This window comes from Actinoplanes sp. NPDC048988, assembly GCF_043197815.1.
GTDB lineage: Bacteria > Actinomycetota > Actinomycetes > Mycobacteriales > Micromonosporaceae > Actinoplanes.
On sequence record NZ_JBICTW010000010.1, the window covers coordinates 96971 to 121398 of the forward strand.

General features: G+C 72.1%; 29 protein-coding genes. 19 read left to right on the forward strand and 10 right to left on the reverse strand.

Features of this window, described 5'->3' with window-relative positions; genetic code table 11:
• Positions 1-10 precede the first annotated feature (10 nt).
• A complete protein-coding gene (locus ACGFJ7_RS28125; RefSeq protein WP_392644648.1) occupies positions 11-136 on the reverse strand; it encodes a hypothetical protein in 126 nt (41 codons plus the stop codon).
• Between the two features lie 106 nt (positions 137-242).
• Here ACGFJ7_RS28125 and ACGFJ7_RS28130 point away from each other — a divergent pair, with 106 nt between their 5' ends.
• Entirely contained in the window at positions 243-1736 is a 1494-nt protein-coding gene (locus tag ACGFJ7_RS28130) for a PAS domain-containing protein (protein ID WP_392644649.1), read from the forward strand.
• Here the strand turns inward: ACGFJ7_RS28130 and ACGFJ7_RS28135 are convergent.
• Positions 1690-3225 (reverse strand): GGDEF domain-containing protein, encoded by a 1536-nt coding sequence (locus tag ACGFJ7_RS28135; RefSeq protein ID WP_360255336.1) that lies wholly within the window; start codon positions 3223-3225, stop codon positions 1690-1692. The two genes, ACGFJ7_RS28130 and ACGFJ7_RS28135, sit on opposite strands and share 47 nt — an antisense overlap.
• Positions 3226-3356: 131 nt before the next feature.
• Here ACGFJ7_RS28135 and nhaA point away from each other — a divergent pair, with 131 nt between their 5' ends.
• The 4 genes from nhaA to ACGFJ7_RS28155 all read left to right on the forward strand — a co-directional run bounded on the left by nhaA (position 3357) and on the right by ACGFJ7_RS28155 (position 6923).
• Complete coding sequence (nhaA, locus tag ACGFJ7_RS28140) at positions 3357-4640, forward strand: Na+/H+ antiporter NhaA (protein ID WP_392644651.1); 1284 nt, start codon at positions 3357-3359, stop codon at positions 4638-4640.
• A gap of 98 nt (positions 4641-4738) precedes the next feature.
• Positions 4739-5134 (forward strand): hypothetical protein, encoded by a 396-nt coding sequence (locus ACGFJ7_RS28145; protein ID WP_360255332.1) that lies wholly within the window; start codon positions 4739-4741, stop codon positions 5132-5134.
• A gap of 20 nt (positions 5135-5154) precedes the next feature.
• Positions 5155-6267 carry a histidine kinase gene (locus tag ACGFJ7_RS28150; RefSeq protein ID WP_360255330.1) on the forward strand — a complete coding sequence of 371 codons (1113 nt, stop codon included), beginning with the start codon at positions 5155-5157 and terminating at the stop codon, positions 6265-6267.
• Positions 6264-6923, forward strand: a complete 660-nt coding sequence (locus ACGFJ7_RS28155) for a response regulator (protein ID WP_392644654.1) — start codon at positions 6264-6266, stop codon at positions 6921-6923. The genes ACGFJ7_RS28150 and ACGFJ7_RS28155 overlap by 4 nt, the downstream gene beginning before the upstream one ends.
• A 9-nt stretch (positions 6924-6932) precedes the next feature.
• Here ACGFJ7_RS28155 and ACGFJ7_RS28160 read toward each other — a convergent pair whose 3' ends face one another.
• The gene (locus ACGFJ7_RS28160; RefSeq protein ID WP_360255324.1) at positions 6933-7586 is read right to left on the reverse strand and encodes a response regulator transcription factor; all 654 of its coding nucleotides are present in this window, start codon (positions 7584-7586) and stop codon (positions 6933-6935) included.
• Positions 7583-8677 (reverse strand): sensor histidine kinase, encoded by a 1095-nt coding sequence (locus tag ACGFJ7_RS28165; RefSeq protein ID WP_392644852.1) that lies wholly within the window; start codon positions 8675-8677, stop codon positions 7583-7585. Before ACGFJ7_RS28165 ends, ACGFJ7_RS28160 begins: the two co-directional genes overlap by 4 nt.
• A 210-nt stretch (positions 8678-8887) precedes the next feature.
• Between ACGFJ7_RS28165 and ACGFJ7_RS28170 the strand changes: the two genes are divergently transcribed.
• From ACGFJ7_RS28170 to ACGFJ7_RS28190, 5 genes are read left to right on the forward strand one after another with little or no spacing between them, the layout of a single operon-like run.
• Positions 8888-9421 (forward strand): RNA polymerase sigma factor, encoded by a 534-nt coding sequence (locus ACGFJ7_RS28170; RefSeq protein WP_360255513.1) that lies wholly within the window; start codon positions 8888-8890, stop codon positions 9419-9421.
• On the forward strand, positions 9418-10215 hold the full coding sequence (locus ACGFJ7_RS28175) for a hypothetical protein (protein WP_392644659.1): 798 nt from the start codon (positions 9418-9420) through the stop codon (positions 10213-10215). The genes ACGFJ7_RS28170 and ACGFJ7_RS28175 overlap by 4 nt, the downstream gene beginning before the upstream one ends.
• A gap of 19 nt (positions 10216-10234) precedes the next feature.
• A complete protein-coding gene (locus ACGFJ7_RS28180) occupies positions 10235-11035 on the forward strand; it encodes an ABC transporter ATP-binding protein (protein WP_360255320.1) in 801 nt (266 codons plus the stop codon).
• Positions 11032-12336: a hypothetical protein gene (locus ACGFJ7_RS28185; protein ID WP_360255317.1), complete on the forward strand. Its 1305-nt coding sequence runs from the start codon at positions 11032-11034 to the stop codon at positions 12334-12336. Before ACGFJ7_RS28180 ends, ACGFJ7_RS28185 begins: the two co-directional genes overlap by 4 nt.
• Positions 12333-12938, forward strand: coding sequence for a hypothetical protein (locus tag ACGFJ7_RS28190; protein ID WP_360255315.1), 606 nt, complete (start codon positions 12333-12335; stop codon positions 12936-12938). The genes ACGFJ7_RS28185 and ACGFJ7_RS28190 overlap by 4 nt, the downstream gene beginning before the upstream one ends.
• A 3-nt stretch (positions 12939-12941) precedes the next feature.
• Here ACGFJ7_RS28190 and ACGFJ7_RS28195 read toward each other — a convergent pair whose 3' ends face one another.
• The gene (locus tag ACGFJ7_RS28195; RefSeq protein WP_392644662.1) at positions 12942-14102 is read right to left on the reverse strand and encodes a PQQ-dependent sugar dehydrogenase; all 1161 of its coding nucleotides are present in this window, start codon (positions 14100-14102) and stop codon (positions 12942-12944) included.
• A gap of 110 nt (positions 14103-14212) precedes the next feature.
• Here ACGFJ7_RS28195 and ACGFJ7_RS28200 point away from each other — a divergent pair, with 110 nt between their 5' ends.
• The gene (locus tag ACGFJ7_RS28200) at positions 14213-15028 is read left to right on the forward strand and encodes an SAM-dependent methyltransferase (protein WP_360255311.1); all 816 of its coding nucleotides are present in this window, start codon (positions 14213-14215) and stop codon (positions 15026-15028) included.
• Here ACGFJ7_RS28200 and ACGFJ7_RS28205 read toward each other — a convergent pair whose 3' ends face one another.
• Together ACGFJ7_RS28205 and ACGFJ7_RS28210 are read right to left on the reverse strand one after the other, a co-directional pair.
• Positions 15029-15577 carry a hypothetical protein gene (locus tag ACGFJ7_RS28205; protein ID WP_360255308.1) on the reverse strand — a complete coding sequence of 183 codons (549 nt, stop codon included), beginning with the start codon at positions 15575-15577 and terminating at the stop codon, positions 15029-15031.
• Positions 15578-15625: 48 nt separating this feature from the next.
• Positions 15626-16276 carry a lytic polysaccharide monooxygenase gene (locus ACGFJ7_RS28210; protein ID WP_360255306.1) on the reverse strand — a complete coding sequence of 217 codons (651 nt, stop codon included), beginning with the start codon at positions 16274-16276 and terminating at the stop codon, positions 15626-15628.
• 186 nt (positions 16277-16462) lie between these two features.
• On the opposite strand from ACGFJ7_RS28210, the gene ACGFJ7_RS28215 reads away from it, so the two are divergent.
• Positions 16463-17251 carry a SigB/SigF/SigG family RNA polymerase sigma factor gene (locus ACGFJ7_RS28215; protein ID WP_360255304.1) on the forward strand — a complete coding sequence of 263 codons (789 nt, stop codon included), beginning with the start codon at positions 16463-16465 and terminating at the stop codon, positions 17249-17251.
• A gap of 14 nt (positions 17252-17265) precedes the next feature.
• Positions 17266-17505, forward strand: coding sequence for a hypothetical protein (locus ACGFJ7_RS28220; protein ID WP_392644664.1), 240 nt, complete (start codon positions 17266-17268; stop codon positions 17503-17505).
• Here the strand turns inward: ACGFJ7_RS28220 and ACGFJ7_RS28225 are convergent.
• Entirely contained in the window at positions 17486-18328 is an 843-nt protein-coding gene (locus ACGFJ7_RS28225; protein WP_392644666.1) for a polysaccharide deacetylase family protein, read from the reverse strand. The genes ACGFJ7_RS28220 and ACGFJ7_RS28225 overlap by 20 nt on opposite strands.
• 4 nt (positions 18329-18332) lie before the next feature.
• On the reverse strand, positions 18333-19064 hold the full coding sequence (locus ACGFJ7_RS28230; RefSeq protein WP_392644668.1) for a S1 family peptidase: 732 nt from the start codon (positions 19062-19064) through the stop codon (positions 18333-18335).
• A 588-nt stretch (positions 19065-19652) separates the two neighbouring features.
• On the opposite strand from ACGFJ7_RS28230, the gene ACGFJ7_RS28235 reads away from it, so the two are divergent.
• From ACGFJ7_RS28235 to ACGFJ7_RS28255, 5 genes are read left to right on the forward strand one after another with little or no spacing between them, the layout of a single operon-like run.
• The gene (locus tag ACGFJ7_RS28235; protein ID WP_392644669.1) at positions 19653-20135 is read left to right on the forward strand and encodes a hypothetical protein; all 483 of its coding nucleotides are present in this window, start codon (positions 19653-19655) and stop codon (positions 20133-20135) included.
• A gap of 59 nt (positions 20136-20194) precedes the next feature.
• Complete coding sequence (locus ACGFJ7_RS28240) at positions 20195-20581, forward strand: YbaB/EbfC family nucleoid-associated protein (RefSeq protein ID WP_392644670.1); 387 nt, start codon at positions 20195-20197, stop codon at positions 20579-20581.
• Positions 20578-20883 (forward strand): type VII secretion target, encoded by a 306-nt coding sequence (locus ACGFJ7_RS28245; RefSeq protein ID WP_392644671.1) that lies wholly within the window; start codon positions 20578-20580, stop codon positions 20881-20883. The genes ACGFJ7_RS28240 and ACGFJ7_RS28245 overlap by 4 nt, the downstream gene beginning before the upstream one ends.
• Positions 20883-21902: a hypothetical protein gene (locus ACGFJ7_RS28250; RefSeq protein ID WP_360255286.1), complete on the forward strand. Its 1020-nt coding sequence runs from the start codon at positions 20883-20885 to the stop codon at positions 21900-21902. The genes ACGFJ7_RS28245 and ACGFJ7_RS28250 overlap by 1 nt, the downstream gene beginning before the upstream one ends.
• Positions 21903-21924: 22 nt before the next feature.
• Positions 21925-22527: a DUF6346 domain-containing protein gene (locus tag ACGFJ7_RS28255; protein WP_392644673.1), complete on the forward strand. Its 603-nt coding sequence runs from the start codon at positions 21925-21927 to the stop codon at positions 22525-22527.
• On the opposite strand, the gene ACGFJ7_RS28260 is transcribed toward ACGFJ7_RS28255, so the two are convergent.
• Entirely contained in the window at positions 22469-23407 is a 939-nt protein-coding gene (locus ACGFJ7_RS28260) for a LysR family transcriptional regulator (protein ID WP_360255281.1), read from the reverse strand. The genes ACGFJ7_RS28255 and ACGFJ7_RS28260 overlap by 59 nt on opposite strands.
• Before the next feature lie 72 nt (positions 23408-23479).
• Here ACGFJ7_RS28260 and ACGFJ7_RS28265 point away from each other — a divergent pair, with 72 nt between their 5' ends.
• Positions 23480-24400, forward strand: a complete 921-nt coding sequence (locus ACGFJ7_RS28265; RefSeq protein ID WP_392644675.1) for a DMT family transporter — start codon at positions 23480-23482, stop codon at positions 24398-24400.
• The last annotated feature ends 28 nt before the right edge of the window (positions 24401-24428 follow it).

Here is a 24428-nt window from a genome sequence, read left to right on the forward strand (position 1 = left end):
GGCGCACCACCTAGGCGTGGAACACCTGGTCACCGTACGCGATGCCGTCCGGGGTCCAGGTGATCCGCCCGGCGCACGGGCCGAAGTCCCTGGCCGCGTTCCGCAAAGGCGGCTTGGCCAGACCTTTGCCCAACACCTCTCACGTCGTGTGCGCTGTGACCGATCTGCGTCTGTGCTGGAAGGTGCACTGGTGCGAGCGGGAGGACACAGACTTGTTGGATCAGACGGCTGCCATGGATGAGATGCTGGCTGAGCTCACGAGCCAGGTCGAGGCGTACGAGCGTGGGTCGGCCACGGCGCAGTACAGCCCGGACGGGCGGATTCTGCGGGCCAACGAGGCCTTCGCCGAGCTGGTGGGTTTCGGGGTGGATGAGCTCGTGGGTACCGAGCACCGGTCGTTCGTGTCGCCCGAGGTGGCCGGGTCGGTGGACTACGCCGAACTGTGGGAGCGGCTGCGGTCCGGCAGTGACCTCGTGGCGGAGTTCCGGCTGGTCTGGCAGGGCACCGGGGACCGGTGGATCCGGTCCAGCTGGGTGCCGGTGAAGAACCGCGCCGGGCAGGTGGTCAAGGTGATCGAGCACGCTCTCGACGTGACCGAGGGCAAGCGGGCCACGGCCGACGCGCAGGGCAAGATTCAGGCGATCTCGCGGTCCCAGGCGGTGATCGAGTTCGACCTCGACGGGCACGTCCTGGACGCGAACGAGAACTTCCTGGCCGTGGTCGGGTACCGGGCGGACGAGGTGATCGGGCGGCACCACCGGATGTTCGTGTCGGCCGAGACGGCGGAGTCGGCCGAGTACGCCGAGTTCTGGCGGCGCCTGCGGCAGGGCGAGTTCGTCTCCGGCGAGTTCCACCGCTACGGCAAGGACGGGCGGGACGTCTGGCTCCAGGCCACGTACAACCCGATCCTCGGTCTTGACGGCAAGCCGTGGAAGGTGGTCAAGTTCGCCAGCGACGTGACCGAGGCCAAGGCCCGCAACGCCGACTTCGAGGGCAAGGTCACCGCGATCCGGCGGTCCCAGGCGGTGATCGAGTTCGATCTCGCGGGCACCGTGCTGGAGGCCAACGACATGTTTTTGGAGCTGATGGGCTACCGCCTGGAGGAGATCCGCGGGCGGCACCACCGGATGTTCGTCGCCGACGACGAGGCGGCCGGCCCGGAGTACCGGTCCTTCTGGGAGATGCTGGCGCGCGGGGAGTTCCACTCCGCCGAGTACCGGCGCATCGCCAAGGACGGCAGCGAGGTGTGGATCCGGGCGACGTACAACCCGATCCTCGACGCCGACGGCAAGCCGGTGAAGGTGGTCAAGTTCGCCAACGACGTCACCGCCGAGAAGCGGCGCAACGCCGAGTTCGCCGGGCGGCTGGCCGCGATCGGCCGGTCCCAGGCGGTGATCGAGTTCGACCTGGACGGGCGGATCGTCACGGCGAACGAGAACTTCCTGACCACGGTCGGGTACACGCTGGAGGAGATCGTCGGCCGGCACCACTCGATGTTCTGCACCGACGAGTACGCCGCCTCCGGCGAGTACCGGGATCTGTGGGCCGGGCTACGCGCCGGTGAGTTCCGTTCCGGCCGGTTCCACCGGCTCGGCAAGGACGGCCGGGACGTCTGGATCCAGTCCAGCTACAACCCGATCCTGGACCTGTCCGGGCGGCCGGTGAAGGTCATCAAGTACGCCTACGACGTCACCGAGCAGGTCCGGCTGGAACAGCGGCTGAGCGTGCCGGCGTAGCGGCTTCCCACAGCCGTACGCGGTCGCGGCCCGACCGTTTGGCCTCGTAGAGAGCCTGGTCGGCGCGTTCGACGAGCATGCTGTCGGTGCCGTGCCGGCTGGTGGCGACGCCGAGGGAAGCGGTGACGGACACGGGTCCGGTGGTCAGGCGCACCGGTTGGGCGGCGACCTGCCGCCGGATCCGTTCGGCGACGCCGGTCGCTTCCGCTTCGGGCGTGTCCGGCAGGAGCACGACGAACTCCTCGCCACCCCACCGGGCCACCAGGTCGCCCGGGCGGAGGGCGGCCGCGATCCGGGCCGCCGCTTCGCGCAGCACCACGTCGCCCTGGAGATGGCCGTACGTGTCGTTGACACTCTTGAAATGGTCGAGGTCGACGACGAGCAGGGCGGCCGGATGCAGGGCGCCGCCGGCCTGCCGGGCGGCCAGTTCCTCCGTGAAGTACCGCCGGTTGTGCAGGCCGGTGAGGCTGTCGGTGACGGCGAGCCGTTGCTGTTCCTCGACGGCCTGGCGTAGCTGCTCGGCGAGGGCCGTACGGTCGGCGGTGAACAGGTACTGCCGGAAGAGCACGCCGATGAACAGGACGCCGCTGATCGCCAGGGTGGTGGTGTCGACGTTGCCGGTGCGCGCCTTCTGCGAGGCCAGCAGGGTGAACACCGCGGCGCTGGAGAGCAGTACGGGCGTGAGGTTCAGGCCACGGTCGAACGAACGGGGCTCGGCGGGCGGCTCGGGCTGGCGGATCGCCACGATAGCGGCGACGAAGTTGCACACGATTCCCACCGAGAAGGCGGCGTCGAGCCAGCCGCCGCTGTCGTACTCGGTGTTGACGCTGACATAGGTGTACGCGAGGTCGCAGACCGCGTTGATCCCGCAGGAGATCCCGACCAGGCGTACGGCCAGCGGAATGCGGGTGTGCCCGCCGGCGCCGATGATGAGCACGCAGCAGATCATGGCGGTGTCCAGCACCGGGTAGGTGAGGTTGATCAGGTCGGTGAGGTTCAGGTCGGCCGACAGCTGGGGCCGGATCACGGTGTGCCAGGCCGCCGCGCCCACACCGAGCACGATGATGGCGGTGTCGACCAGGCCGCGCAGGCGCCGGAGCGCGCTGGCGCCGCCGAAGCCGACCAGGACGGCGACCAGCGTCACCGCCGAGGCGGTCAGATAGCCGACGTCCGCGAGCAGCGGCTGGGTGAAGTCATCGCCGGCCAGGTAGTCGTAGCCCGACCACACGCCTTCGCCGAGCAGCTGGGCCGTGTAGGCGATGGTGAGCAGGGACCAGAACGTCCGGTGCCTTCCGGTGAGCCGCCGGGCGGCGACCAGGGCCACGGCGACACTGCCGGCCAGGGGTACGAGATAGAGGATGTCGCCGACGAACAGGCGCCCGGACTCCGAGTCCTTGGTCGCGGCGATGAGAACGAAGTAGCCCACCAGCCACGTGGCGGCCAGGAGGACCCACCGGCGGCAGACACGATCGGGGAAGGTGCGAGACATCGCTAGCCTGATCGGACGCCGGGTCCCCCACCTGAGGGGTTGAGGCTCAGCTCGGCCGGTAAGGTCGGTGGTGGTGTGCCGGGAAGTCTGGTCGGCGGTGGAGTGACCCGACCCCGCGAAAGGGACTTTCTGTGACACGATCGCCCAATCCTTCCCCCCGTATTCTCGGCCGTGGCTCGTGGCCGGAGGCGAAGCGGATCGCCGACATCCTGCGTAAGGAGACGATCGGGGGCGCTCTGCTGCTGGCCGGCGCGGTGGTCGCGCTGATCTGGGCGAACTCGCCGTGGGCGGGGGGCTACGAGGCGCTGCTGGACTTCACCGTGGGCCCGGCGGCTCTGCACCTCGATCTGTCGCTGAGCAAGTGGGCGGCCGACGGGCTGTTGGCGATCTTCTTCTTCGTGGCCGGGCTGGAGCTCAAACGCGAGTTCGTCGCGGGCGATCTGCGCGATCCGCGGCGGGCGGCGGTGCCGGTGGCGGCGGCGTTCGGCGGCGTCGCGGTGCCCGCTTTGATTTACGTGCTGGTCAACGCGGGGGGAGCCACCGAGGGGTGGGCGGTCCCGACGGCCACCGACATCGCGTTCGCGCTGGCCGTGCTCGCGGTCGTGGGCCGGTGCCTGCCGTCGGCGTTGCGTACCTTCCTGCTCACCTTGGCCGTGGTGGACGATCTGCTGGCGATCGTGATCATCGCGATCTTCTACACCGATCACCTGTCGGTGTGGCCGTTGCTGGGCATGCTGGTGCCGCTGGCGCTGTTCACGGTGCTGGTGCAGCGCCGGGTCCGGGCGTGGTGGCTGCTGTTGCCGCTGGCCTTCGCCACCTGGGCGCTGATGCACGCCTCCGGGGTGCACGCCACCGTGGCCGGGGTGCTGCTCGGCTTCGCCGTGCCGGTGCTGCGCCGCGACGGGGGCGACGGGCCGGGACTGGCCGAGCACTTCGAGCACCGTTTCCGGCCGTTGTCGGCCGGCGTCGCGGTGCCGATCTTCGCGTTGATGTCGGCCGGGGTGGCGATCGGCGGGTTCGACGGCCTGTCCTCGGCGCTGACCGATCCGGTGGCGGTCGGTGTCATGGCCGGCCTGGTCCTCGGTAAACCGATCGGCATCGTGGCCGCGACGTGGCTGACGGCTCGCTTCACCCGGGCGCGGATCGACGCGGGTCTGGCCTGGATCGACGTGATGGGCCTGGCTGTGCTGGCGGGTATCGGCTTCACCGTCTCCCTGCTGATCGGGGAGCTGGCCTTCGGCGCCGGCACCGAGCGCGACGCCCACGTGAAGGTGGCCGTGCTGGCCGGTTCACTCGCCGCGGCCCTGCTCGCGACGGTGATCCTGCGGATGCGCAACCGCACCTACCGCCGGATCTACGAGGCCGAGCGGGTCGACCGCGACCGCGACGATGTTCCCGACGTCTACCAGAACTGAGGAGGCGGACCGCCGCGGCCGCTGATCACCCGATGTTGACGCCGGGCGTCGACATCGGCCCGATGTGCGCGGTGGCCCGCGAGCCTAGCGTCGCGGTCATGAATCTTCGGCTCGCCGTCGTCCTGGGACTCCTCGGGCTGGTCCGCCCCGTCCTGAGCATCGTCGGGGCGTACGACTCCGGTCCGCTCGCCAAGCCGGTCGGCCCCTTGCTGATCACCGGGCTGATCGCCGTGGTCTGGGTGATGGCCGCTGTGGTGCGCCGGGTGCCGAACCCGGTGGCCACCCTCGCCCTGGCCGGCGTGGCCTACGCGGTGGCGGCCATCCTGCTGAACTGGTCGCTGCAGCCCTTCTTGGCGTCGGCCGAGACGATCCCGCTGCCGGGGTACGCCGGGATGCTGATCTTCAACGCGCTGCAGGGAGCGGTGCTCGGCGGCCTGGCCTGGCTGGTGTCGCGGGCGATGGCGGGCCGAGCCGGGGACCGTGCGCAGGGGTGAGCCGGCACTATCCTGCGGTCATGGTCTGGGGCCGACGACGGGTCGACGCCGTGCTGGGGTCCGCCACGGCGGCGATCGTCGCCACGGCCGTCACCGCGAACGTCCGCGGCGACGGAACCCCTCCGGTCGCGTACGTGTTCGCCGTCGGGTTCGGCGCCCTCATGCTGGTCCGCCGGCCGTACCCGGTGCTCACCCTGACGGCGTCCGGGCTGGGCCTGCTCGGCTACTACGCCATCGGGTTGCCGCCGATCGGGCTCGCGTTGCCGGTCGGCGCGGCCCTGTACTCGGCGGCCGAGGCCGGGAAGCTGCGCTGGGCGGTGACCGCGGCGGCCACCCTGGTCGTGGTCTCGTCGGTGGCGCGCAGCTTCGGTGGGGAGGCGCCCGGCTACCTGTACGCCTACGAGCTGCCGACCACGGTGGCGGTGATGGCGGCCGCGATCCTGCTGGGTGATGTGGTCCGTACCCGGCGGTTGTGGCGCGCCGAGGTGGCCGCCGGCCTCGCCCGGGAGGCCGGCCGGCGGGCCCAGGAGGAGCGGCTGGCGCTGGCCCGCGACCTGCACGACGTGCTGGGACACACGGTCTCGGTGGTCACGCTGCACGCCGACGTCGCGGCCGAGGCGCTCGACGACAACCATCCGGACGCCGCCCGGCAGGCGATCCGGCGGATCCGGCAGGCGAGCGCCGGGGCCGGCCGGGAGCTGCGCGGCACGCTGGCCGCCCTCCGCGACCGGCCGCCCACGGCGGAAACGCCCGGTGACGCGCCGATCGGCGCGCTGGCCCGGCTCGACGAACTGATCGCCGGCGCGCCGGTCGAGGTGGTGGTCGAGGGTGACGTCCGGCCGCTGCCGCAGGTGGTGGACGCCACGGCGTACCGCATCGTCCAGGAGGCCCTGACCAACGCCCGCCGTCACGCGGCCGGCCGGGCCGTGCGGCTCTCGATCTCCTACACGCCCGGCGCGGTGGCCCTGCGGATAGTCAACGAGGTCGCCGGCACCACCACGGCCGGCGCCGGGCACGGGCTGAACGGCATGCGGGAACGGGCCACCCTGCTCGGCGGCACGTTGCGGGCCGGCGCCGCCCCCGACGGCACGTTTCTGGTCACCGCCACCCTGCCCGCCGAGCCGGCCGGATGACCATCCGCGTCCTTCTCGCCGACGACCAGGAGCTGGTCCGGGCCGGCCTCCGCGCGCTGATCGAACGCGACCCGGAGCTCAGCGTCGTGGGGGAGGCCGCCGACGGCGCCGAGGCGGTGGCGCTGGCCGCCGCCGAGCGGCCGGACGTGGTGCTCATGGACCTGCGCATGCCACGGGTCGACGGGATCGAGGCGACCCGCCGCATCGTCGCCGACCCGGCACTGGCGGCGGTGCGGGTGGTGGCGCTGACCACCTATGGGACGGACGAGCACGTGTTCGCCGCCATCCGGGCCGGTGCGGCCGGTTTCCTGCTCAAGGACTGCGGCCCGGAGGAACTGCGCCGCGCGGTACGCGTCGTGGCCGCCGGCGAGGCCCTGCTCTCGCCCACGGTGACCCAGCGGGTGATGGACGCCGCCGTCGGCGCGGGCCCGGCCGGGGTGGACACCACGCCGCTGGCGGCCCTGACCGACCGCGAACGCGACGTGCTGGTCGAGGTGGCACACGGCCGGGCCAACAACGAGATCGCCGAGTCACTGCACCTGAGCCAGGCGACCGTACGCACCTACGTCAGCCGCCTGCTCACCAAGCTGGCCGTCCGTGACCGCGCCCAACTGGTCGTGGTCGCCTACCGCACCGGCCTGGTCCGGCCACGCTGACGCCGGCCGTCAGGTGACCAGGCCGTGGCGGTAGGCGTAGACGACGGCCTGGACGCGGTCGCGGAGGCCGAGCTTGGTGAGGATGCGGGAGACGTACGTCTTGACCGTCTCGTGGCTGATCACCATGGTGGCGGCTATCTCGCTGTTGGACAGGCCGTCGGCGAGCAGGCGCAGCACCTGAAGTTCGCGGGCGCTCAGTGGCACGTCGCCCGGTGCCGCGTCGCCCGGCGGGCGGATCCGGGCCGCGTACCGGCCGACCAGCTGGCGGGTCACCTCGGGGGCGAGCAGCGCGGCGCCCGCCGCGACCGTGCGGATGCCGTGCAGCAGCTGGGCCGGTGGGGCGTCCTTGAGCAGGAAGCCGCTGGCGCCGGCGCGCAGCGCGCGGTAGACGTACTCGTCGATGTTGAACGTCGTCACGACCAGCACCTTCACCGGGTGGGCGACGTCCGCGCCGGCCAGCTGGGCGGTGGCCTGGATGCCGTCGAGGCCGGGCATCCGGACGTCCATCACCACCACGTCCGGGTTGCGCTCGCGGGCGAGGCGGACCGCCGCGTGGCCGTCGCCGCACTCGCCGACCACCTCGAGGTCGGGCTGGGCGCCGATGATGGTGGCGAAGCCGGTGCGGATCAGCGGCTGGTCGTCGCAGACCAGGACCCGGATCACGACGTGGCCCCGACCGGGATCCGGGCCGTCACCACGAATCCGCCGCCGGGCTCGGGGCCGGCGGCGAAGTCGCCGCCGAGGGTGCCGACCCGGTCGCGCAGGCCGCGGAGCCCGCGCCCGCCGCCGGCGGGGGCCGTCGTGCCGACCCCGGAGCCGTCGGTGCTGACCCGCACGTCGACCTCCCCGGGGCCGTAGCGGACCGCGACCGTGGTCCGCGCGCCGTGGTCGTACTTCAGCGCGTTCGTCAGCGCCTCCTGCGCCACCCGGTAGATCGTGGCCTCGGCGCCGCCGGGGGTGCCCTGCTCGAGAAGTTCCACCGGCTGGCCGGCCCGGCGGGTCTGCTCGACCAGCGCCCGCAGCTCGCCGCCGTGCCCGGGGTTCAGGACGTCGAGCAGATGCCGCAGGTCGGTGATCGCCTGCCGCCCGGTGTCGCTGACGGCGGCCAGCGTCTCGTCGAGGCGGTCCGGCGCCGCGGTCAGGTAACGCGCGGCCTCGGTCTGCACCACCATCGCGGTCACGTGGTGGGTCACCACATCGTGCAGTTCGCGGGCGATCCGGGTTCGTTCGGCCGCGCGCGCCGCCTCTTCGGCGTGCCGGGTGCGTTCGGTCTCGGCGAGCCGGTTGACGCGCAGGGCCGAGCCGATGCCCCAGAAGGCCGCCAGCGACACGTAGAACAGCACCACGTCGGCCGCCCCCACCCGGCCGATCCGGTCCAGCGCGGCCATCAGCACGGCGAATCCGGCCGACGCGGCGACCATGGTGGCCCGCCGGCGGCGCTGTGCGTGCGCGCCCGCGCTGACCAGGGCGACGGCCAGTGCGGTGCCGCCGACCGTGTGATAGCCGAGGAGCTGGTCGAACGCGAACCCGGCGAACACGAGGGCCAGCGCGGCGGTGGGCCACCGCCGGCGTACCGCCAGCGGCAGGCACTCGACGGCCACTACCAGCACACCCACCAGGCCGAACGGCCGCTCGGGGACGAGGTCGGCCAGCCGGGTGCCGTGCTGGTGCCAGGCGGGCACGAGGGCGATGGCGGTGAGGGACACGGCGAGGGGCAGGTCGCGGACCGTGACATCCAGCCGGCGGGGGCTCATCACTCGGCGAGTGTAGGGACGGTAGGGGCGGCGACCAACCGCACGAGAAAGCGCATGCCGGAAAACTACGGAGCCGTACGCTCGAAATCGTCACCGGGGAGTGGACAGTTCGCTGTAGCTCGGGTGGGGGACACGCGCATGAGTGACCCAGGTCACAGCCGCGACCGCACCGAGGGGGATGAGACTGACGTCTTGCTTGGTGTGAGACGAATTCTGGACGAGGCCGAACTCGTCCGCCGCACCGCCGCCGGTGACCGGCGCGCCTTCGACGAGCTGTACCGGCGGACGTCGCCGTGGCTTCTCGCCCGGCTGCGCCGCCGCTGCGCCGACGACGACGTGGTCGCGGACGTCATGCAGGAGACCTACCTCGCCGTCTGGCGGGCCGCGGGCAGCTTCGCCGGGCAGGCCACCTCGGGCAGCGCGGCCGGCTGGCTCTGGACGATCGCGGCCCACCGCCTGGTCGACGCGTTCCGCCGGCGGGCCCGCCAGGCGCAGCTGCCGGCCGTGCCGCTGGCCGAGACGGTCGCCCCGGCCGCCGAGGACGAGGTGCTGGCGGGCTGGGTCGGCCACGAGCTGGAGCAGGCGCTGCTCGAGCTGCCGCCGGAGGCCCGCGAGGTCCTGCGCGCCATGGTGCTCGACGGATTCTCGGTGCGCGAGACGTCCGTCCTGCTGGGCGTGCCCGAGAACACCGTCAAGTCCCGGGCCCGGCGGGCCCGGATCGCCCTGCGGGAGGCCCTCTCATGACCCATCCGAGCCTGGCCGTGATCGCCCGCTACGCCGACCGGGAGGCCGCCCTCGACGAGGTCACCGCCTGGTCGGTCGAGGTGCACCTGGAGAGCTGCGCCGACTGCCGGTCGCTGATGGCCGGTTACGCCACCGACGACACGCGGGCACTGCTCGACCGGATCGCCGTCGGCGTCGACCGGGGGATCGCGACCGGACCGGCTCCCGCCCCGCGACGGCGCTGGGCGCCGGCCCGCCACCGCTGGCTGGTCTGGCACCTGGTCCCGTGGCTCACCATGACGGTGGCGGTGCTGGCCTGCGCCGCGCTGCTCCAGGCGGTGCAGCCGGCCTTCCCGTCGCTGGTGGCCCTGCTGGCGCCGGTGGCGCCGCTGCCCGGGGTGGCGGTGGCGTGGAGCCGCCGGCACGACCCGGCCTGGGAGCTGATCGCCGGCACGCCCCGGTCCGGGCTGGCCATGCTGTTGCGGCGGACCGCGGCGGTGCTGGCCGTGGTCGTGCCGGCTCTCGCCCTGGCCAGCAGCCACACCGGCGTCTCGCTGGCCGTGACCCTGCTGCCCTGCCTGGCCTTCACGGCCGCCACGATCGCTGTGGGCGCGTACGCGGGGGTGCGCCGGGCCGCCGTCGTACTCGGCGCCGCTTGGACGCTGGCCGTGATCCTGCCGACCGTGGTGACCGCCGACATGCCCGTGGTGCTTCAGCCCGGCAGCTCTCTCGGCTGGGTGCTGCTGACCCTCGCCCTGTGCGGCTTCGCCGCGATCCAGGCCCCGACCTTCCGCCGGCTGTCCAGCCGTAACTGATTCGCTGAGGAGCAACGACATGCGTACGGTGAGCGCGGCCGAGACGGCCCCCACCCTCCACCCCTGGGCCATTCACACCGAGGACCTTCGGGTACGCGCGGGCCGGCACCTCGCCGTCAACGGGCTCGACCTGACCCTCGGCACCGGCGTGCACGGCCTGCTCGGCCCGAACGGCGCCGGCAAGACCACCCTGATGCGCGCGCTGGCCACCGTGCTGAAGCCGGCCGGCGGACGGCTGCGGCTGCTTGGCGAGCCGGTCGACGGCCGGGCCGACCTGCGCCAGGTCCGCCGCCGGCTGGGATATCTGCCGCAGCAGTTCGGTTTCTATCCCCGGTTCACGCTGCGCGAGTTCGTCGAGTACATGGCCTGGCTCAAGGAGATGCCGAAGACCGCGATCCCCGGTGCCACGCAGCGGGCCATCGAACGGGTCGGCCTCGAGGCCAAGGCCGGCGCCCGGATGAAGACCCTGTCCGGCGGCATGCTCCGCCGGGCCGGCATCGCGCAGGCCATCGTCAACGACCCGGCCGTGCTGCTGCTCGACGAGCCCACCGTCGGCCTCGACCCCGAGCAGCGTCTCGACTTCCGCGAGCTGCTGCGCGACGTGGGGGTGGACAGCTGCGTGCTGGTCTCCACCCACCTGGTCGAGGACGTGGTGGCCGCCTGCACCGACGTGGTGCTGGTCAACGAGGGCCGGCTGGTCCACCAGGGCACGCCGGACGACCTGATCGCCCAGGGCGGCCCGGGCGACCCGGGTGACAGCCCGGCCGAGCGCGGCTACTCGGCGCTGCTGCGCCGCGACCGGGCGGTGAGCGCCCGGTGAGCCACGTCTTCGGCATCGAGCTGCGCCGCTCGGCGGCGCTCGGATCGGCCCTGGCGCTGGCCGTGGTCGGCATTCTGCTGCTGGTTCTGGACGCCGGGGCGGGCTTCGGTACCGGGTGGATGCAGCTGGCCATGACGCAGCGGCTCTTCCTGGCCGTGCTGTGGCCGCTGGCGCTGGCCGCCGGCGCCTGGCAGGGCCGCCGCGAGCACCGCACGCGGGTCGGTGAGCTGCTGGCCAGCACCCCGCGCCCGGCGGCGCAGCGGGTGCTGCCCACCCTGGGCGCGATGGCGGTCGGGGTGGTCGCCGGCTACCTGCTGATGGGCGTCGCCGGCGGGCTGTGGATCGCCCGGAGCGCCGAGTACTTCCCGGCCCGGTTCTTCGTCGTCACCGCCGTGGGCGGGCTGGCGCTGGTCGCGGCGGTCTGGGCCGGGGTGGCGGTCGGCCGCCTCCTGCCGTGGCGGGGTGTGGCGCCGGCGCTCGGCCTGGCCGGCCTCGGGCTGCTGCTGACCATCCCGGCCATGACCCGGCCGCGCGGCTGGCTGGCCCTGGTCTTCTCGCCGATCTACGAGATGAACATGCCCGGTTCGTACGCCGATGTGCCGTCCCGGGTCAGCGGGGCGCAGGCCGTCTGGCTGGCCGCGCTGGCCGGCGCGGCCGTGGTCCTGCTCACGTCCACCGGCTGGCGGGCCCGTACGGCGGCCCTGCTGCCCCTCGCGGCCGGGGCGGTGCTGGCCATCGTCGTGATGCCGCACCAGAACCGGATCGTCACCGACGCGGTCGACCCGGTCGCCCAGGAGCTCGTCTGCACCGACGGCACACCCCGGGTATGCGTGGCCCGGGTTCACGCCGGGCGGATCGACGATGTCGCCGGTCCGGCCCGCGAGGGCCTGAAGGTGCTGGCGAAGCTTCCCGGCGCCCCGACCGGGGTGAACGAGAACACCACGACCTACCGGGCGGAGACGTACCCGGAGTTCCGGGCGGACACCGTGCTGATCAGCGTGGGGGCCGGCGAGGACCGGGCCGAGGTCTTCGACGACGTGGTGAGCGGGGCGTTCGACGGCCCGCCCGCGTGCGAGAACGGCCCGGCGCCGGCCGAACGCCTGGCGGCCGCGCACTGGCTGCTGGGCACGAAGCCGGCGATCGACGGGTACGAGGCGGACTATCTCGGCGAGGCGGTGCGGCTCTGGCAGGGACTGCGGCAACTGCCCGAGACCGAGGCGGTGGCCCGCGTTCAGGCGGTGCGCCAGGCCGCGGTGACGTGCACGGCCGCCGAGGGACTGCTGACCGGGGGCAGGCAATGAGATGGCTCGCGCTGTACCTGCGCTCCCGGCGGGTTCCGGTGGCGGTCGCCGCGGCCGTCGCCTGCTTCCTCGGACTGTGGGCGCTCGGGCTGGCGCTCGCCGACACTCCCGAGATGGGCGAGCAGATGGTCGTCCTGACCGTCATGCTGCTGATCGTCTGCCTGACGGCGACCTTCGGCGGCCCCGACGACGAGCTGGAACGCACCGCCGCGTTCGCGTGGCTGCCGCGCCGGGCGGCCCATCTGCTCGCGGCCGGCCTGCTCGTGACGGTGCTGCTGCTGGCCACGCTGGCGACCGGGGCCCGGTTCGGCCCGGCCGAGCTGGTGGCCCGGGACACGGCCGGGCTGCTCGGCCTGACCGCCCTGGGCGCCGCGACGCTCGGCACCGCCCGCGCCTGGTTCCTGCCGCTGGTCTGGACGATGGCCGCGGTTCTGTTCCCCCGCTCGGCGCCGGTCGCCGGTGAGGTCCTGACCTGGCCGGCGCAGCCACCGTCGAGCACTGCCGCGACCGTGACGGCGGTGCTGTTCGCGCTGGGCGGCCTGGTCGCCTACGCGGCCCGCGGTCCGGCCCCGCGGTCACCGGCCGAGGCCGCCCAGCAGTGAGGCTCAGGCGCCGGCGTCGATCCGTACCCGGCTCAGCCATCCCGGGTAGTCGCTGAGGACGTACAGCTCGCCGTCGACGTCGGTGCCGAAGGCGGTCGGCTGGGTGGGGAAGGTGCCGATCGTGGCGGACTCGTAGCCTCCGCCGGGCTTGGGGCGCACCGCGAACGCGAGGGTCGAGCAGTAGTCGCTCGCGATGTAGGTGCCCCGGGCCTCGGGGGTGCGGGATCCCCGGTACACCACGCCGCCGGTCACCGAGCAGCTCTCGGTCATGTAGTGCTCGTACTCGAAGACCGGGTCGACGTACCGTACGCCGGCCTTGCACTGCTCCTGGTCGAAGACCGGAGTGCCCTCCTTGCAGGACCAGCCGAGGTTGGATCCGCCCTGCCAGGGGCGGATGTGGTCGATCTCCTCGACCAGGCCCTGGCCGACGTCGCCGATCCACAGCGAGTTGTCGACGTCGATGGAAAAGCGCCACGGGTTGCGCAGCCCGTACAGCCAGATCTCGGGCCGGGCGCCCGGCTTCCGCACGAACGGGTTGCCGGCGGGCACGCAGTAGGGTTTCGGCCCGCAGGCGCGGTTGACGTCGATCCGCACGATCTTGCCGAGCAGGGTGCCGAGGTCCTGGCCGGACTTGAACGGGTCGTTGGCGTGGCCGCCGTCGCCGGTGGACCAGTAGAGGAGTCCGTCGCGGCCGAAGGCCACCTGGCCGCCGTTGTGGTTGCCGTACTCGGCGTGCTCCTGGGTGAGCAGGACCTGGCGCCGCTCCGGGGCGCCGAGGGGCAGCCGGGCCAGGGTGAGGGTGCCGGAGGGCAGGCTGGTGTACGACACGTACAGCATCCCGGTCCGCGTGAAGTCCGGCGCGGGCGTGATGCCGAGCAGGCCGCGCTCGTTGTCCGACGTGTCGACCTGGGCCGTCAGGTCGAGCACCGGGTCGGGCGCCAGGCCGGTGTCGGGATGGTAGGCGCGGACGGTGCCCGCCTTCTCGGCGATCAGCATCCGGCCGTCGGGCAGCCCGGTGATCGCGATCGGGCGCCGCAGGCCGGAGGCCACCTGCTCGGACGTCACGGTCAGCTCGGCGAGGGGCGCCGGGCGGGTGTGCGACACGGCGGCCGCGGACGGGACCAGTACGAGCAGACCGGCCAGCAGGGTGACCATGCGCGACATGTTCGACTCCTAACCGATTGGGAGCGCTCCCACGTTACATTGAGAATCGTCAATATTTCAAGGGCGGGCTACGATCGGCGGCCTGACGTCACGGATGACAGGGGACCTTGGTGAGCACCGACAGCCCGGACATTTCTGAGCGCCTCGATGTGACCAGGCCGCACCCGGCGCGCCGGTACGACTACTGGCTCGGCGGCAAGGACAACTTCCAGGCCGACCGGGACGCCGCCGAGGCGATCGCGGCCGTCTTCCCGCACATCCGCACCGCGGCCCGCGAGAACCGCGCGTTCATGCAGCGGGCGGTGCGCTTCCTGACGGCCGAGGCGGGCGTCCGGCAGTTCCTCGACATCGGTACCGGCCTGCCCACCAACGAGAACGTGCACGACGTCGCGCAGGGCATCGCGCCCGAGTCACGGATCGTCTACGTCGACAACGATCCGCTGGTGCTCGTGCACGCGCGGGCCCTGCTGACCAGCTCCCGCGAGGGCGCCACAGCCTACATCGACGCCGACGCCCGAAACCCGGAGAAGATCCTGTCCGACCCGGCCCTGCGCGACACGCTGGACTTCTCCCAGCCGGTCGCGCTGCTGCTGGTGGCGCTGCTGCACTTCGTCGAGGAGCACGAGAACCCGTACGACATCGTCAAGCAGTTGGTCTCGGCCCTGCCCGCCGGTAGCTATCTCGTGCTGTCGCACGCCACCTTCGACCCGCTCGACGAGGCGACGATCGCGGCCATGAACGCGGTGAACAAGAACATCAAGCCGGTGTTCTCGCCGCGCTCGCTGGCCGCCGTCACCCGCTTCTTCGACGGCCTCGACCTGCTGGAACCGGGGATCGTCTCGGTCTCCGACTGGCGGCCGGGTCCCGGCCCCCGGCCCACGCCGGCCGAGGCCACCGGGTACGGGGCGGTCGCGCGGACGAGGTGACTACCCGGCCGCGTCGTCGTAACGGCGGCGCAGCTCGGTCATCTCGTCCGGGGTCAGCGCCTCCTTCTGGGCCAGTTCGGCGTACGGGCCGGGGAACATCTGGCGCAGCCGGTCGACGAAGCGGACGTCCTCGGTGGCCTCGACCGGCTGGATGCCGGGCGGGTCGGTGGCCATGTCGACGATCACCGGGCCGGCCAGCTTGACCGCCACGTCCCAGGGGCTCTTCCGTTCGGCCACCCCGCAGAGGTGGAAGCCGTAGACCGTACGGACCTCGGCCAGTTCCGTGGCTCCGGCGGGCTCGAAGCCGTACAGGTGAACCCCGCAGATCACCGGCGCGGTCCCCGGTGTGGTGGCGTGGCCGGCGTGGTGGTGCTGACCGGGGTCGGACTTCTCGAGCGTGACGCGCATCCGGTCGGTGATCTGCGTGCGCAGATCGGGCGGCTCGGCCTCCGAGCCGGGCGAGTGGACCAGGGCGGCCGCGCCGGCCGAAACCGCGAGCAGGATCGCCGCCACCCCGGTGTAACGGTTGCGGTACCAGTGCGAAGACATGTCGGCCCTTCACCGGCCCGGGCCGCCGACGGCCCGGGCCGGAGTCGATCAGGTGAAGTTCACGTCGCTGCACCACATGTAGGCCTGGTCGAGGTGCGAGGCCTGCCAGATGACGAAGACGATGTGGTGCCCGGTGTAGCCGGACGTCGAGACGTTGAACGAGATGTTCTGCGCCGGGGCGTACCGGCCGGTCTGCGTGATGAAGTCGAGGTTGCCCCAGCCGAGGCGCTGGGTGGCCGGGTTGAACCCCTGCTTGCTCACGTAGACGCGGAAGTAGTCGGCGCCGTGACTGGCCTGGTCGTACAGCTGGACGGCGAAGTTGCGGCCGAGGTTGGTCTGCCGCCAGGCGCCGGGCTGGTTGAGGCTGTCGTTGCGGGCCAGGCCGTTGCTGCAGAGCTGGCCGTCCGGCGTACGGGCCTGAAACTGCCCGCCCAGGCCGTCCCGGAGCGCGCTCATCCAGTTCCACATGGTGTCCGGGTTGGCCTGGAAGGCCTGCCAGCACATGGGGTCCTGCTGTTGCATGGCCGGGTTCATGTGCTGGCTGCCCCAGGCCTGCCAGCACTGGTAGGCGCGGGTGGCCGGGCTCACGATCGTGCCGTGTGCCTGGGCTGTGCCGGCCCAGGACAGCGTGCTGATCAGCGTGGCGAGAACCACGGCGAGCACCCGGAGGGGATGACGGGGGTTCGCGGGTGGACGCACGGTATGCCTCCATTCGTCGGTGATCGGATGATGGGAGCGCTCCCAATGAGAGTTGCACCAAACTGTCCAAATATCAACCGACGTCTATGACATGTGTATCTCCTCATCCGTTCGGCTAGCGCATGGTCGTCTGAAGGGATAGGTTGGCCGAGGCGGCGGGGACCGCACGTTCGGCAGGAGACCCTGATGAAGGTTTCGGCTGTCTCAGCACACCGCACCCATATCGACGTCGACCGCGACCAGGCCAGTGCTCTGATCACCACGTTCGCGACCACCCCGGCCGGTGATCCGGCGCGCGGGCGGCTACGCCAGAGAGTCATCGAGGCGTGGCTTCCGCTCGCTCAACACCTCTCGCGCCGCTACGTCGGCCGTGGTGAACCCACCGACGATCTGGTGCAGGTCGCGCTCGTCGGCCTGATCAAAGCGGTCGACCGGTACGACATCTCGCACGGCACCGACTTCGCCGCGTTCGCCATCCCCACCATCCTCGGCGAGATCAAGCGACATTTCCGCGACCGGTCGTGGGCCATCCGAGTGCCCCGCCGGTTGCAGGAACTACGGATCGCCATCAGCGCCGCCAACGGCACGCTGACCCACGACCTGGGGCGGCCCCCGACGGTCGCCGACGTCGCCGCTCACCTGGGCGTGAGCGAGGAGGACGTGCTGGAGGGACTGGAGGGAGCCCGGGCCTACAGCACCACCAGCCTGTCGACCCCGGTCGGGGAGGACCACTCCCAGGAGCTGGCCGACACCATCGGAACCGAGGACCACGGCTACGAACTGGCCGAGCTGCGGATCGCCCTCGGCCCGGCCCTGGCCAGCCTGGACGAGCGCGAACAACAGCTGCTGTCGCTGCGCTTCTACGGCAACCGCACCCAGGCCGAGATCGCCGAGCAGATCGGCGTCTCCCAGATGCACGTCTCCCGCCTGCTGGCCAAGTCCCTCACCAAGCTGCGCCTGCTGCTCGACGGCTGAGCCACACTCGACCGGTGAGTGATCGTGGCTTCGCCCGGCCGCGCGAGGTGCCGGTACCCGGCCACTTCGCGGGTGCGGCTCGACCAGGCGGTGGCCGGCAACGACCTGGACGCCGACGGTCCGGCGCCGACGACCGCGACCGGTTTCCCGCGCTGTTCCTGCGGGCCGGGCGCGACCGCTCGCACGAGGCCGGCCCCGAGGCGGCCGGCCACGGCGCCAACCTCTGGCACCGCGTCACAGGGCCACGAAATTAAGCCCTCTCTTCTTCAGCGCGGGGATGATCGTGCGGTACGCCGCGATCGTGTCGGGCTGGTTGAAGTCGTGCGAGAGGACGATCGCGCCGCGGTGGGTGCGGTGGAGCACGATGTCGATCACCCGCTGCTGATGCTGCTGGTGTGTCTCGCCGCGCGGGTGGCTCCAGTCGCGGGGATCGACCTTCCAGTAGAGGGAGGTCATCCCCATCCGGGCGGCGACGCCGACCAGCCGGGGGGTGAAGTTGCCGCCCGGGGCGCGGAAATACTTCAGTTCCGCGTTCGGCGCGGCGGCGTGGATGGCGTCGGCGGTGCGCCGCAGGTCCGACTCGATCACCGCCGCCGGCTGCTTGCCGATGGTGAGGCTGTGGCTCCAGGTGTGGTCACACAGGGTGTGCCCGGCGGCGACGATCCGCCGTACCAACTCGGGATTTCGGCGTACGTTCTCGCCGATCAGGCAGAACGTCGCCTTGATGTGGTACTGGGCCAGCAGGGCGAGCATCTTCGGCGTCTGCACCGGGTCCGGCCCGTCGTCGAAGGTGAGGGCGACAGCGGCCGAGCCGGTCGTCATGAGGCTGCCGGCCGGGCCGGAGCCTCGCGCGGTCGCGCTCGGGCTCGCGCTCGCGGTCGGGCTCGCGGTCGCGCTCGGGCTCGGTGAGACCGGGGCCGACGACGGCGGCGGCGCCGGCGTGCTGGGGGCCGCCGTGGCTGAGGACGGGCTCGGCGCGGGGGTCTCGCCGGGGGCTCGCGTCTCGCCGTGCGAACAGGCGGACAGGGTGAGAGCGCTGATCAGGAGCAGGGGAACGGCTTTGCGGAGGATCGCCATCGGTCTACTTCGCGCCGATCGTCTTGGCGACCCAGGCCCGCGCCTTGGTGATGTCGGCGACGGCGACGACAGCCTCCCGGTCGGAGGCGGTGAAGACACCGGCCAAGACGGCGCGGCCCTTCTTGGTGTACGTCAGCGCGGGCGCCCCGGAGTCGCCGCCCACCGGAAGGCCGGACCGCTTCTCGGCGCAGTAGTCGGCCGTGCCGGCGAGCAGATCACAGCGCTTGTCGGTGTGCGCGATCACGCGGACGGTTGCCTGCCGAAGCAGGTTCGACTGGCACGAACTCTCGTTCGGTTCGCAGGTGGCGCCCCAGCCCTGAACGGTCAGCGGCGTCCCCCGCTTGGCCGGCGTGGCCGTCTTGGCGGGAAGGGGGATCGGGGTGACCTTGACCGGCGGGATCTCCACCAGTGCCACGTCGGCGTTCGGCGCGAACACGGTGTGCCCCGGGATCCGTTTCACCACCTGCCCCCGGCGCTGGTCGAGCCGGCCGACCCGGAAGCTGATGTCGGAGTTGTCGAACCGAACGCAGTGCCCGGCCGTGATGATCCACCGCGGCGCCACCACCGCGCCGGTGCAGATGGGCTGACCGTCCTCGTAGACCCGGACGGCCCAGGGCGCGCTCGTCGCGAGCTTGCCACCCACGATCGCCTGAGCCGGGGTGACCGGCGACACGGCCAGGGCAGCCCCACCCGCCACGGCGGCGACAAGGGCGGCGAACGATCGTCGAGAGAACATGGCACGGTTCCTTCACATCGGCGGAGCAGGCCCGCCCGACGCTAATCCGAGTTGATCAAGACGATCTCCCCGATTCGTGCCACCCCCTGACCCGCCCGGCACCGAACAAAATGGTGAGCGTTTCCCGAGCTGCTGACCGATCATGGGGTCGTGGCAGGCAGACCTGGGGAAGCGCTCGTCCTCGACATCGATCAGCCGGCTGTTCCCGCGCTGAGAGTGGAAGCCGCGGGCCGGGGGTGCCTCGCGCTTCGTCAGAACGACGCCGTCGCCCTCTTGGCCCATGTCGACCGTGACCGCTCCGGCGTGGAGTACGCGGTGACCGGTCATTTCCGGTCACCGATCCCCCCTGTCCGCGCCGCGCGAGCGGCGGCCGTCGGGTCCGAGGAGTCAAGCGTCGTCCGGCATGGCCGGTGGGCATACCATTTCGCCCGAGCGCTGGCCGCTACCGCTGGTGGACCACTGCACGCCGGCCGCTGGGCGCTGAGTCCCGAGGCCACCCACCTGCGGCCGGTCGGCCGGGCATCCACCCCGGCGGAAAGATGGCGAGAGCTCCTCGTGCCGGAAAGCCAGGGCTATATCGACTGGTTCGTGGACAACGGAGCCTGGCGGGTCCTGCCGCTGCGCCCGCTGAGCGGCCCGAACGCGGGGCGGGTCAAGTCGTACCGTAAGCAGGTCGAAGCCGGAGTCCTCGCACCGATCCTGCTCTGGTGGATCAGCGGGCTCGACTGCTACGTCATCCTGGACGGCCACGACCGGCTTGTCGCCGCGCTCGCCGAGGACACGGAACCCCCGCTGCTGGCGCTGTCGTCGGTGAACGCCGAGCAGATCGCCCGGGATACAGAAACCGCGCTGAACAACTACAGCGCGTCGGCCGAGGCCATCGAACGTCAGGTGGCCCGGCACACGCCGGGAGCAGCGGAGGCGCTGGCCGGCGTCAACCGCCGTCTCGCCGAGAACCTCCGTACCATCGAGACCCGCTACGGCGCCACGCGCGCGTGGCCGTTGCGGGGCGGCACAGCCGGTTGGAACGTTCTGGCCGCAGCTCAAGCACCGACCTGGGACTTGCCCTAGTCGTACGTCCAGTTTCGCAACCCTGCGACAGTGGTCGATGGCCGGGGGGAGACGACAGGATGACGACGCCGGATGACTGGGTACGTTCGTTCGAGCTACAGGCGGAAGCGCAGGTGGCGCGGTCGCTCGAGTTGAGCCGCCGTCTGGAGGCGAACGTCGTCTCGGCGTCCTCGCCGGACGGTGAGGTGCGGCTGACCGTGGACTCGTCCGGTGGTCTGGCCAGCCTCGCGTTCGGGGCCGCGGCTCGTGATCTTCCGCTGGACGAGCTCGCGTCGCTGGTGCTGCGGACGTCGCGCCGGGCCCAAGCCCAGCTCGCCGCGTCCATGAGCGAGGTGGCCTCGGAGATCTACGGGGGCGGCTCGGAAACCGCCTCGTTCCTGAGCAGCACGTACGCCGAGCGGTTCCCCGAGCCGGTCGAGGACGACGACGAGGGGCGCCGGACATGACTCAGCCCGACATTCAGATCAACTCCGAGGCGATGCGCCGGCACGCCGGCGTGGTCGACGAGACCGGGGCGATGATCGACAAGGGTGCGCAGGCCGGCGCGTGGGTGCGGGCCAGCAACGACGCGTACGGGGTGATGTTCGGCTGGTTCGCCGGGAAGCTGAACCCGGTCCAGGACGATCTGGTCGGCGGCATCAAAGAGGCCGCCACCGCGGCGCAGACGCTGGCCGATCTGATCCGGGCCACGGCCGACGACATGGACCTCACCGACGCCAACGCGGCCCACCGGCTCGGGGGCAAGTGATGGCCGACAACCGGCCCGAGCTGGCCGCCCCGGACGCGGACCGCAAGTGGTACGAGGGCGCCGGTCTGGTGGAGTCCTCGGTCGGCACGATCGACTCGGCCCTCGGTGGCGAGTGGGGCGGCGCCGCCGGCAACGCGGGGGCGACCGCGCTCGGGGCGCTGGGCGCGGTCATGGACCCGTTGCAGGCGATCTTCGCGGCCGGTGTCGGCTGGCTGATCGAGCACGTGGAGGTGCTGCGTAAGCCGCTGGACGACCTGTGCGGCAACCCGAAGGAGATCGAGGCGCACGCGATCACCTGGCGCAACGTCCAGACCGAGCTGTTCAAGTCGGTCGAGACCTTCGTCGACGACGTCAAGTCCAGCACCGCGGAGTGGACGGCGCAGTCGGCGGACGCCTACCGGCACCGGGCGGCCGAGCACGCGACGAACGTCGCCGCCCTGGGCGAGGCGTGCGAGGCGCTGTCCAACCGCACCATCACCGCCGGCGCGATCATCGGCGTCGTCCGCAACACCCTCCGCGACATCATCGCCGAGATCATCGGGGCCATCATCTCGAAAGCCCTGCAATCACTCCTCGTCGTGACGATCCCGAAGATCGTCGCCGAGGTCGCCGTGCTGGTGGCCGAGTGCACCTCGAAGATCGTCAGCGTGCTGCAGAAGCTGACCACGGTCATCAGGCGCCTCGCCCAGCAGGTCGGCAGGCTCGGCGGCCTGATGGAGACCCTGGCCGTGAAGATGCGGGAAGCCGCGCACGGCGCCAGTATTGTTGGCGCCTACCGACTGGAAGCCGCGGGCACCCGGATGGTAAACCCGACCAGTGGCCTGGCGGAGTGGGGAAAGGCGTACCAGACGGCGTTCTCGAAGATCAGCGATGGGCACACCGCCATCCACGGCACGGTGGGCACGGTGATCAAGGAGACCATCGTCAACTCCGCCCGGGCCAACGGGTCGCAGAACGCGGGGTCGACCCTGGACAAGATGACACCGAAGGATCCACCGGCGATCGATCTTCCGCTCTGACCGAGACAGGAGTGCCGCTTCCGTGGCTGAAGAATCCGAGCGCATGCGCGAGCTCCGCGAGCGGATGGACAGGCTCCAGCGGGCGACGGCCCCGGAGCCGCCGCCGGCGGCCGACGCCACGACGGTGTCCCCGGTCCAGCCGGGCATTTCGGGGCGGCTGAAGGCCGTACTCAAGCTCGCCGGTCTTGTCCTTTCTCTGGTGGTGATCTTCCAGACGGCGTTCACGCTGATGTCGCTGAACGGCAAGGACTTCGACGACGCCCGCCGGGTCGGCCAGGCCAAGGTCGAGTCGTGCGAGCGGCGCGGCCCGGTCGGCGTGATCTACGGATACTGGGACGAGTGCCTGGTCTCGGTCGAGTGGAACGACGGCGTCCACCAGCGCTCCTACTTCGACAAGCCCCACCTGTTCCACGCCGGTGAGGTGGGCACGACAGTCGAGCTGGGCAACAACGGCTACGGCCGCAGCGGTCCCACCTACTCCCGCCCCGACTTCGAGCCGCGGCCTCTGCTGGCCACGCTCGGCATCATCCTGTTCGTCGTGGCCGCGATCCCGGGCGTCATCACGATCATCGCCCTGTGGTCCCTGGCCCAGGGAGCCCTCCAGCGCCTGTTCCGGCGCCGGTGAGAACGGCCGCTGTCTCGCGCAACGCGCCCAGGACCGTGCGGACCGCGAGCCGGTGCAGGCTTTCGGGCCGGGTGAGCACGTCGATGTGCCGCGCGGCGGGCAGGTCGGACAGCGGGCGCAGCACCACGCCCGGCTCGGGCCGGCTGGTGTAGCCCGGCAGCAGGGCGAGCCCGCCACCCGCCGCCACGATCGCGGCCACCACAGTGAACTCGTTGACCCGGTGGACGATGTCGAGGGGACGGCCGGCGGCGGCCGCGATCGCCGTCAGGACGCCCTCCAGCGGGAAGCCCTCGCGGACGCAGATCCACGGTTCGGTGCTGACGTCGGCCGCCGTGAGCGTGGTCGTCGCCGCCAGCCGATGGTTCGCGGGCATCGCGACGTACAGCGGCTCGTGGACCAGCGGCACGACGGTGAGCCGGTCCGCCGGCCAGGGCGGGCTGTGCGCCAGCCGGTGCGCCAGCACCAGGTCGTAGTCGGCGACCAGGGCCGGGAAGCCGGCCTGGGCCACGTCCTCGTCCGAGAACCGCACCGGAGGCAGGCCGGTCCGGGCCAGCAGCGGCCCGAAGTAGGTCAGCCCGGCGCTGTGGAAGGCGGCCACCGTGACCGGCGCGGCCGGGTCGTCGAGGTAGGCGCCGACCGCCCGGCCGGCCCGGTCGAGCGCGGTGGCGACGTCGATCGCCGCGGCGGCGAGAGCCCGGCCCGCCTCGGTCAGCACCAGGCGGCGGCCGCTGCGCTCGGTGAGCGGCACCCGGGCCGAGCGTTGCAGCGACCGCAGCTGCTGGGAGACGGCCGAGGGGGTGATGTGCATCGCCCGGGCCACGGCGGCCACGCTGCCCCGGTCGCCGAGTTCCCGGAGCAGCCGCAGGTGATGCAGATCCATTAGGTCTCACTACATCGTTGGTTCAAAGGGACGCGTCTTGTCTTCACGATAACCCGGCGGCAGGCTGCGACCATGTCGATGAGCCGCACCGATCTGTTGCTGCTGGCCGTGGCGGTGGTGTGGGGCAGCAGCTACCTGGCCGCGCAGACCCTCGTCCTGGCCGGCGGGGTCCTGGCCGTGCTGGCCCTGCGCTTCGCCGCCTCGGCGCTCACGCTGGCGCCGGCCATGGCCGGGCGGCGGCCGAGTCGCCCGGAGCTGCGCGTCGGTGCGCTGCTGGGCGTCACCCAGGCGACGGTGCTGGTGCTGGAGACGTACGGGGTGTCGATGACCAGCGCCACCAACGCCGGAGTGCTGATCAGCCTGACGATCCTGCTGACCCCGGTGCTGGAGGGCGCCGTGCGCCGGCGGTGGCTGCCGCACCGGTTCTTCGCCGGCGCGGCGGTCGCGGTGGCCGGCGTGGTCCTGCTCGTGGCCGGCCCGGGTCTGCGCGCGCCGACGGCCGGCGACGCCCTGATGCTCGCCGCCGCCGTCGTGCGCGCGGCCCACGTCACGCTCTCCGGACGGCTGACGGACGGCCGGCGGTACGACACGGTGACGCTCACCTGGGTGCAGATGGTGGTCGGGGCCGTCCTGTTCACGCTGCTCGCGGCGCCCGCCCTGCCGGCGGCGGTGCGGGCCTTCGGGCCGGGGCAGTGGCTCGGCGTGCTCTATCTCGCGGTGGGGTGCAGCGTCTTCGCGTTCCTGGTGCAACTCTGGGCGATCCGCCGTACGTCGGCGGCCCGCGCCAGCCTGCTGCTGGGCACCGAGCCGGTGTGGGCGGTGCTGATCGGTGTGGGCGTCGCCGGCGAACGCCTGACCCCGGTCGCGGTCGCCGGCATCGCCCTGGTCCTCGCCGGCACCTACTACGGCCAGCGCGTCGAGGCCGACTACCGGAGCGGCGCGGTGAGCCGCCGCCGCGCCTCGGCGACGGCCGGGCGCCCGGCGGCCTCGTAGCGGAACTCGGCGGCGTCGGTCACATGGA

Coding starts and splice junctions, on each gene's coding strand:
- ACGFJ7_RS28245 (WP_392644671.1), top strand. CDS start 20,578: ATGACTCAGCCCGACATTCAGATCAACTCCGAGGCGATGCGCCGGCAC.
- ACGFJ7_RS28215 (WP_360255304.1), top strand. CDS start 16,463: ATGAAGGTTTCGGCTGTCTCAGCACACCGCACCCATATCGACGTCGAC.
- ACGFJ7_RS28165 (WP_392644852.1), bottom strand. CDS start 8,677: ATGAGCCCCCGCCGGCTGGATGTCACGGTCCGCGACCTGCCCCTCGCC.
- ACGFJ7_RS28155 (WP_392644654.1), top strand. CDS start 6,264: ATGACCATCCGCGTCCTTCTCGCCGACGACCAGGAGCTGGTCCGGGCC.
- ACGFJ7_RS28230 (WP_392644668.1), bottom strand. CDS start 19,064: ATGTTCTCTCGACGATCGTTCGCCGCCCTTGTCGCCGCCGTGGCGGGT.
- ACGFJ7_RS28195 (WP_392644662.1), bottom strand. CDS start 14,102: ATGTCGCGCATGGTCACCCTGCTGGCCGGTCTGCTCGTACTGGTCCCG.
- ACGFJ7_RS28250 (WP_360255286.1), top strand. CDS start 20,883: ATGGCCGACAACCGGCCCGAGCTGGCCGCCCCGGACGCGGACCGCAAG.
- ACGFJ7_RS28225 (WP_392644666.1), bottom strand. CDS start 18,328: ATGGCGATCCTCCGCAAAGCCGTTCCCCTGCTCCTGATCAGCGCTCTC.
- ACGFJ7_RS28240 (WP_392644670.1), top strand. CDS start 20,195: ATGACGACGCCGGATGACTGGGTACGTTCGTTCGAGCTACAGGCGGAA.
- ACGFJ7_RS28135 (WP_360255336.1), bottom strand. CDS start 3,225: ATGTCTCGCACCTTCCCCGATCGTGTCTGCCGCCGGTGGGTCCTCCTG.
- ACGFJ7_RS28130 (WP_392644649.1), top strand. CDS start 243: ATGCTGGCTGAGCTCACGAGCCAGGTCGAGGCGTACGAGCGTGGGTCG.
- ACGFJ7_RS28180 (WP_360255320.1), top strand. CDS start 10,235: ATGCGTACGGTGAGCGCGGCCGAGACGGCCCCCACCCTCCACCCCTGG.
- ACGFJ7_RS28145 (WP_360255332.1), top strand. CDS start 4,739: ATGAATCTTCGGCTCGCCGTCGTCCTGGGACTCCTCGGGCTGGTCCGC.
- ACGFJ7_RS28265 (WP_392644675.1), top strand. CDS start 23,480: ATGTCGATGAGCCGCACCGATCTGTTGCTGCTGGCCGTGGCGGTGGTG.
- ACGFJ7_RS28205 (WP_360255308.1), bottom strand. CDS start 15,577: ATGTCTTCGCACTGGTACCGCAACCGTTACACCGGGGTGGCGGCGATC.
- ACGFJ7_RS28175 (WP_392644659.1), top strand. CDS start 9,418: ATGACCCATCCGAGCCTGGCCGTGATCGCCCGCTACGCCGACCGGGAG.
- ACGFJ7_RS28260 (WP_360255281.1), bottom strand. CDS start 23,407: ATGGATCTGCATCACCTGCGGCTGCTCCGGGAACTCGGCGACCGGGGC.
- ACGFJ7_RS28150 (WP_360255330.1), top strand. CDS start 5,155: ATGGTCTGGGGCCGACGACGGGTCGACGCCGTGCTGGGGTCCGCCACG.
- ACGFJ7_RS28190 (WP_360255315.1), top strand. CDS start 12,333: ATGAGATGGCTCGCGCTGTACCTGCGCTCCCGGCGGGTTCCGGTGGCG.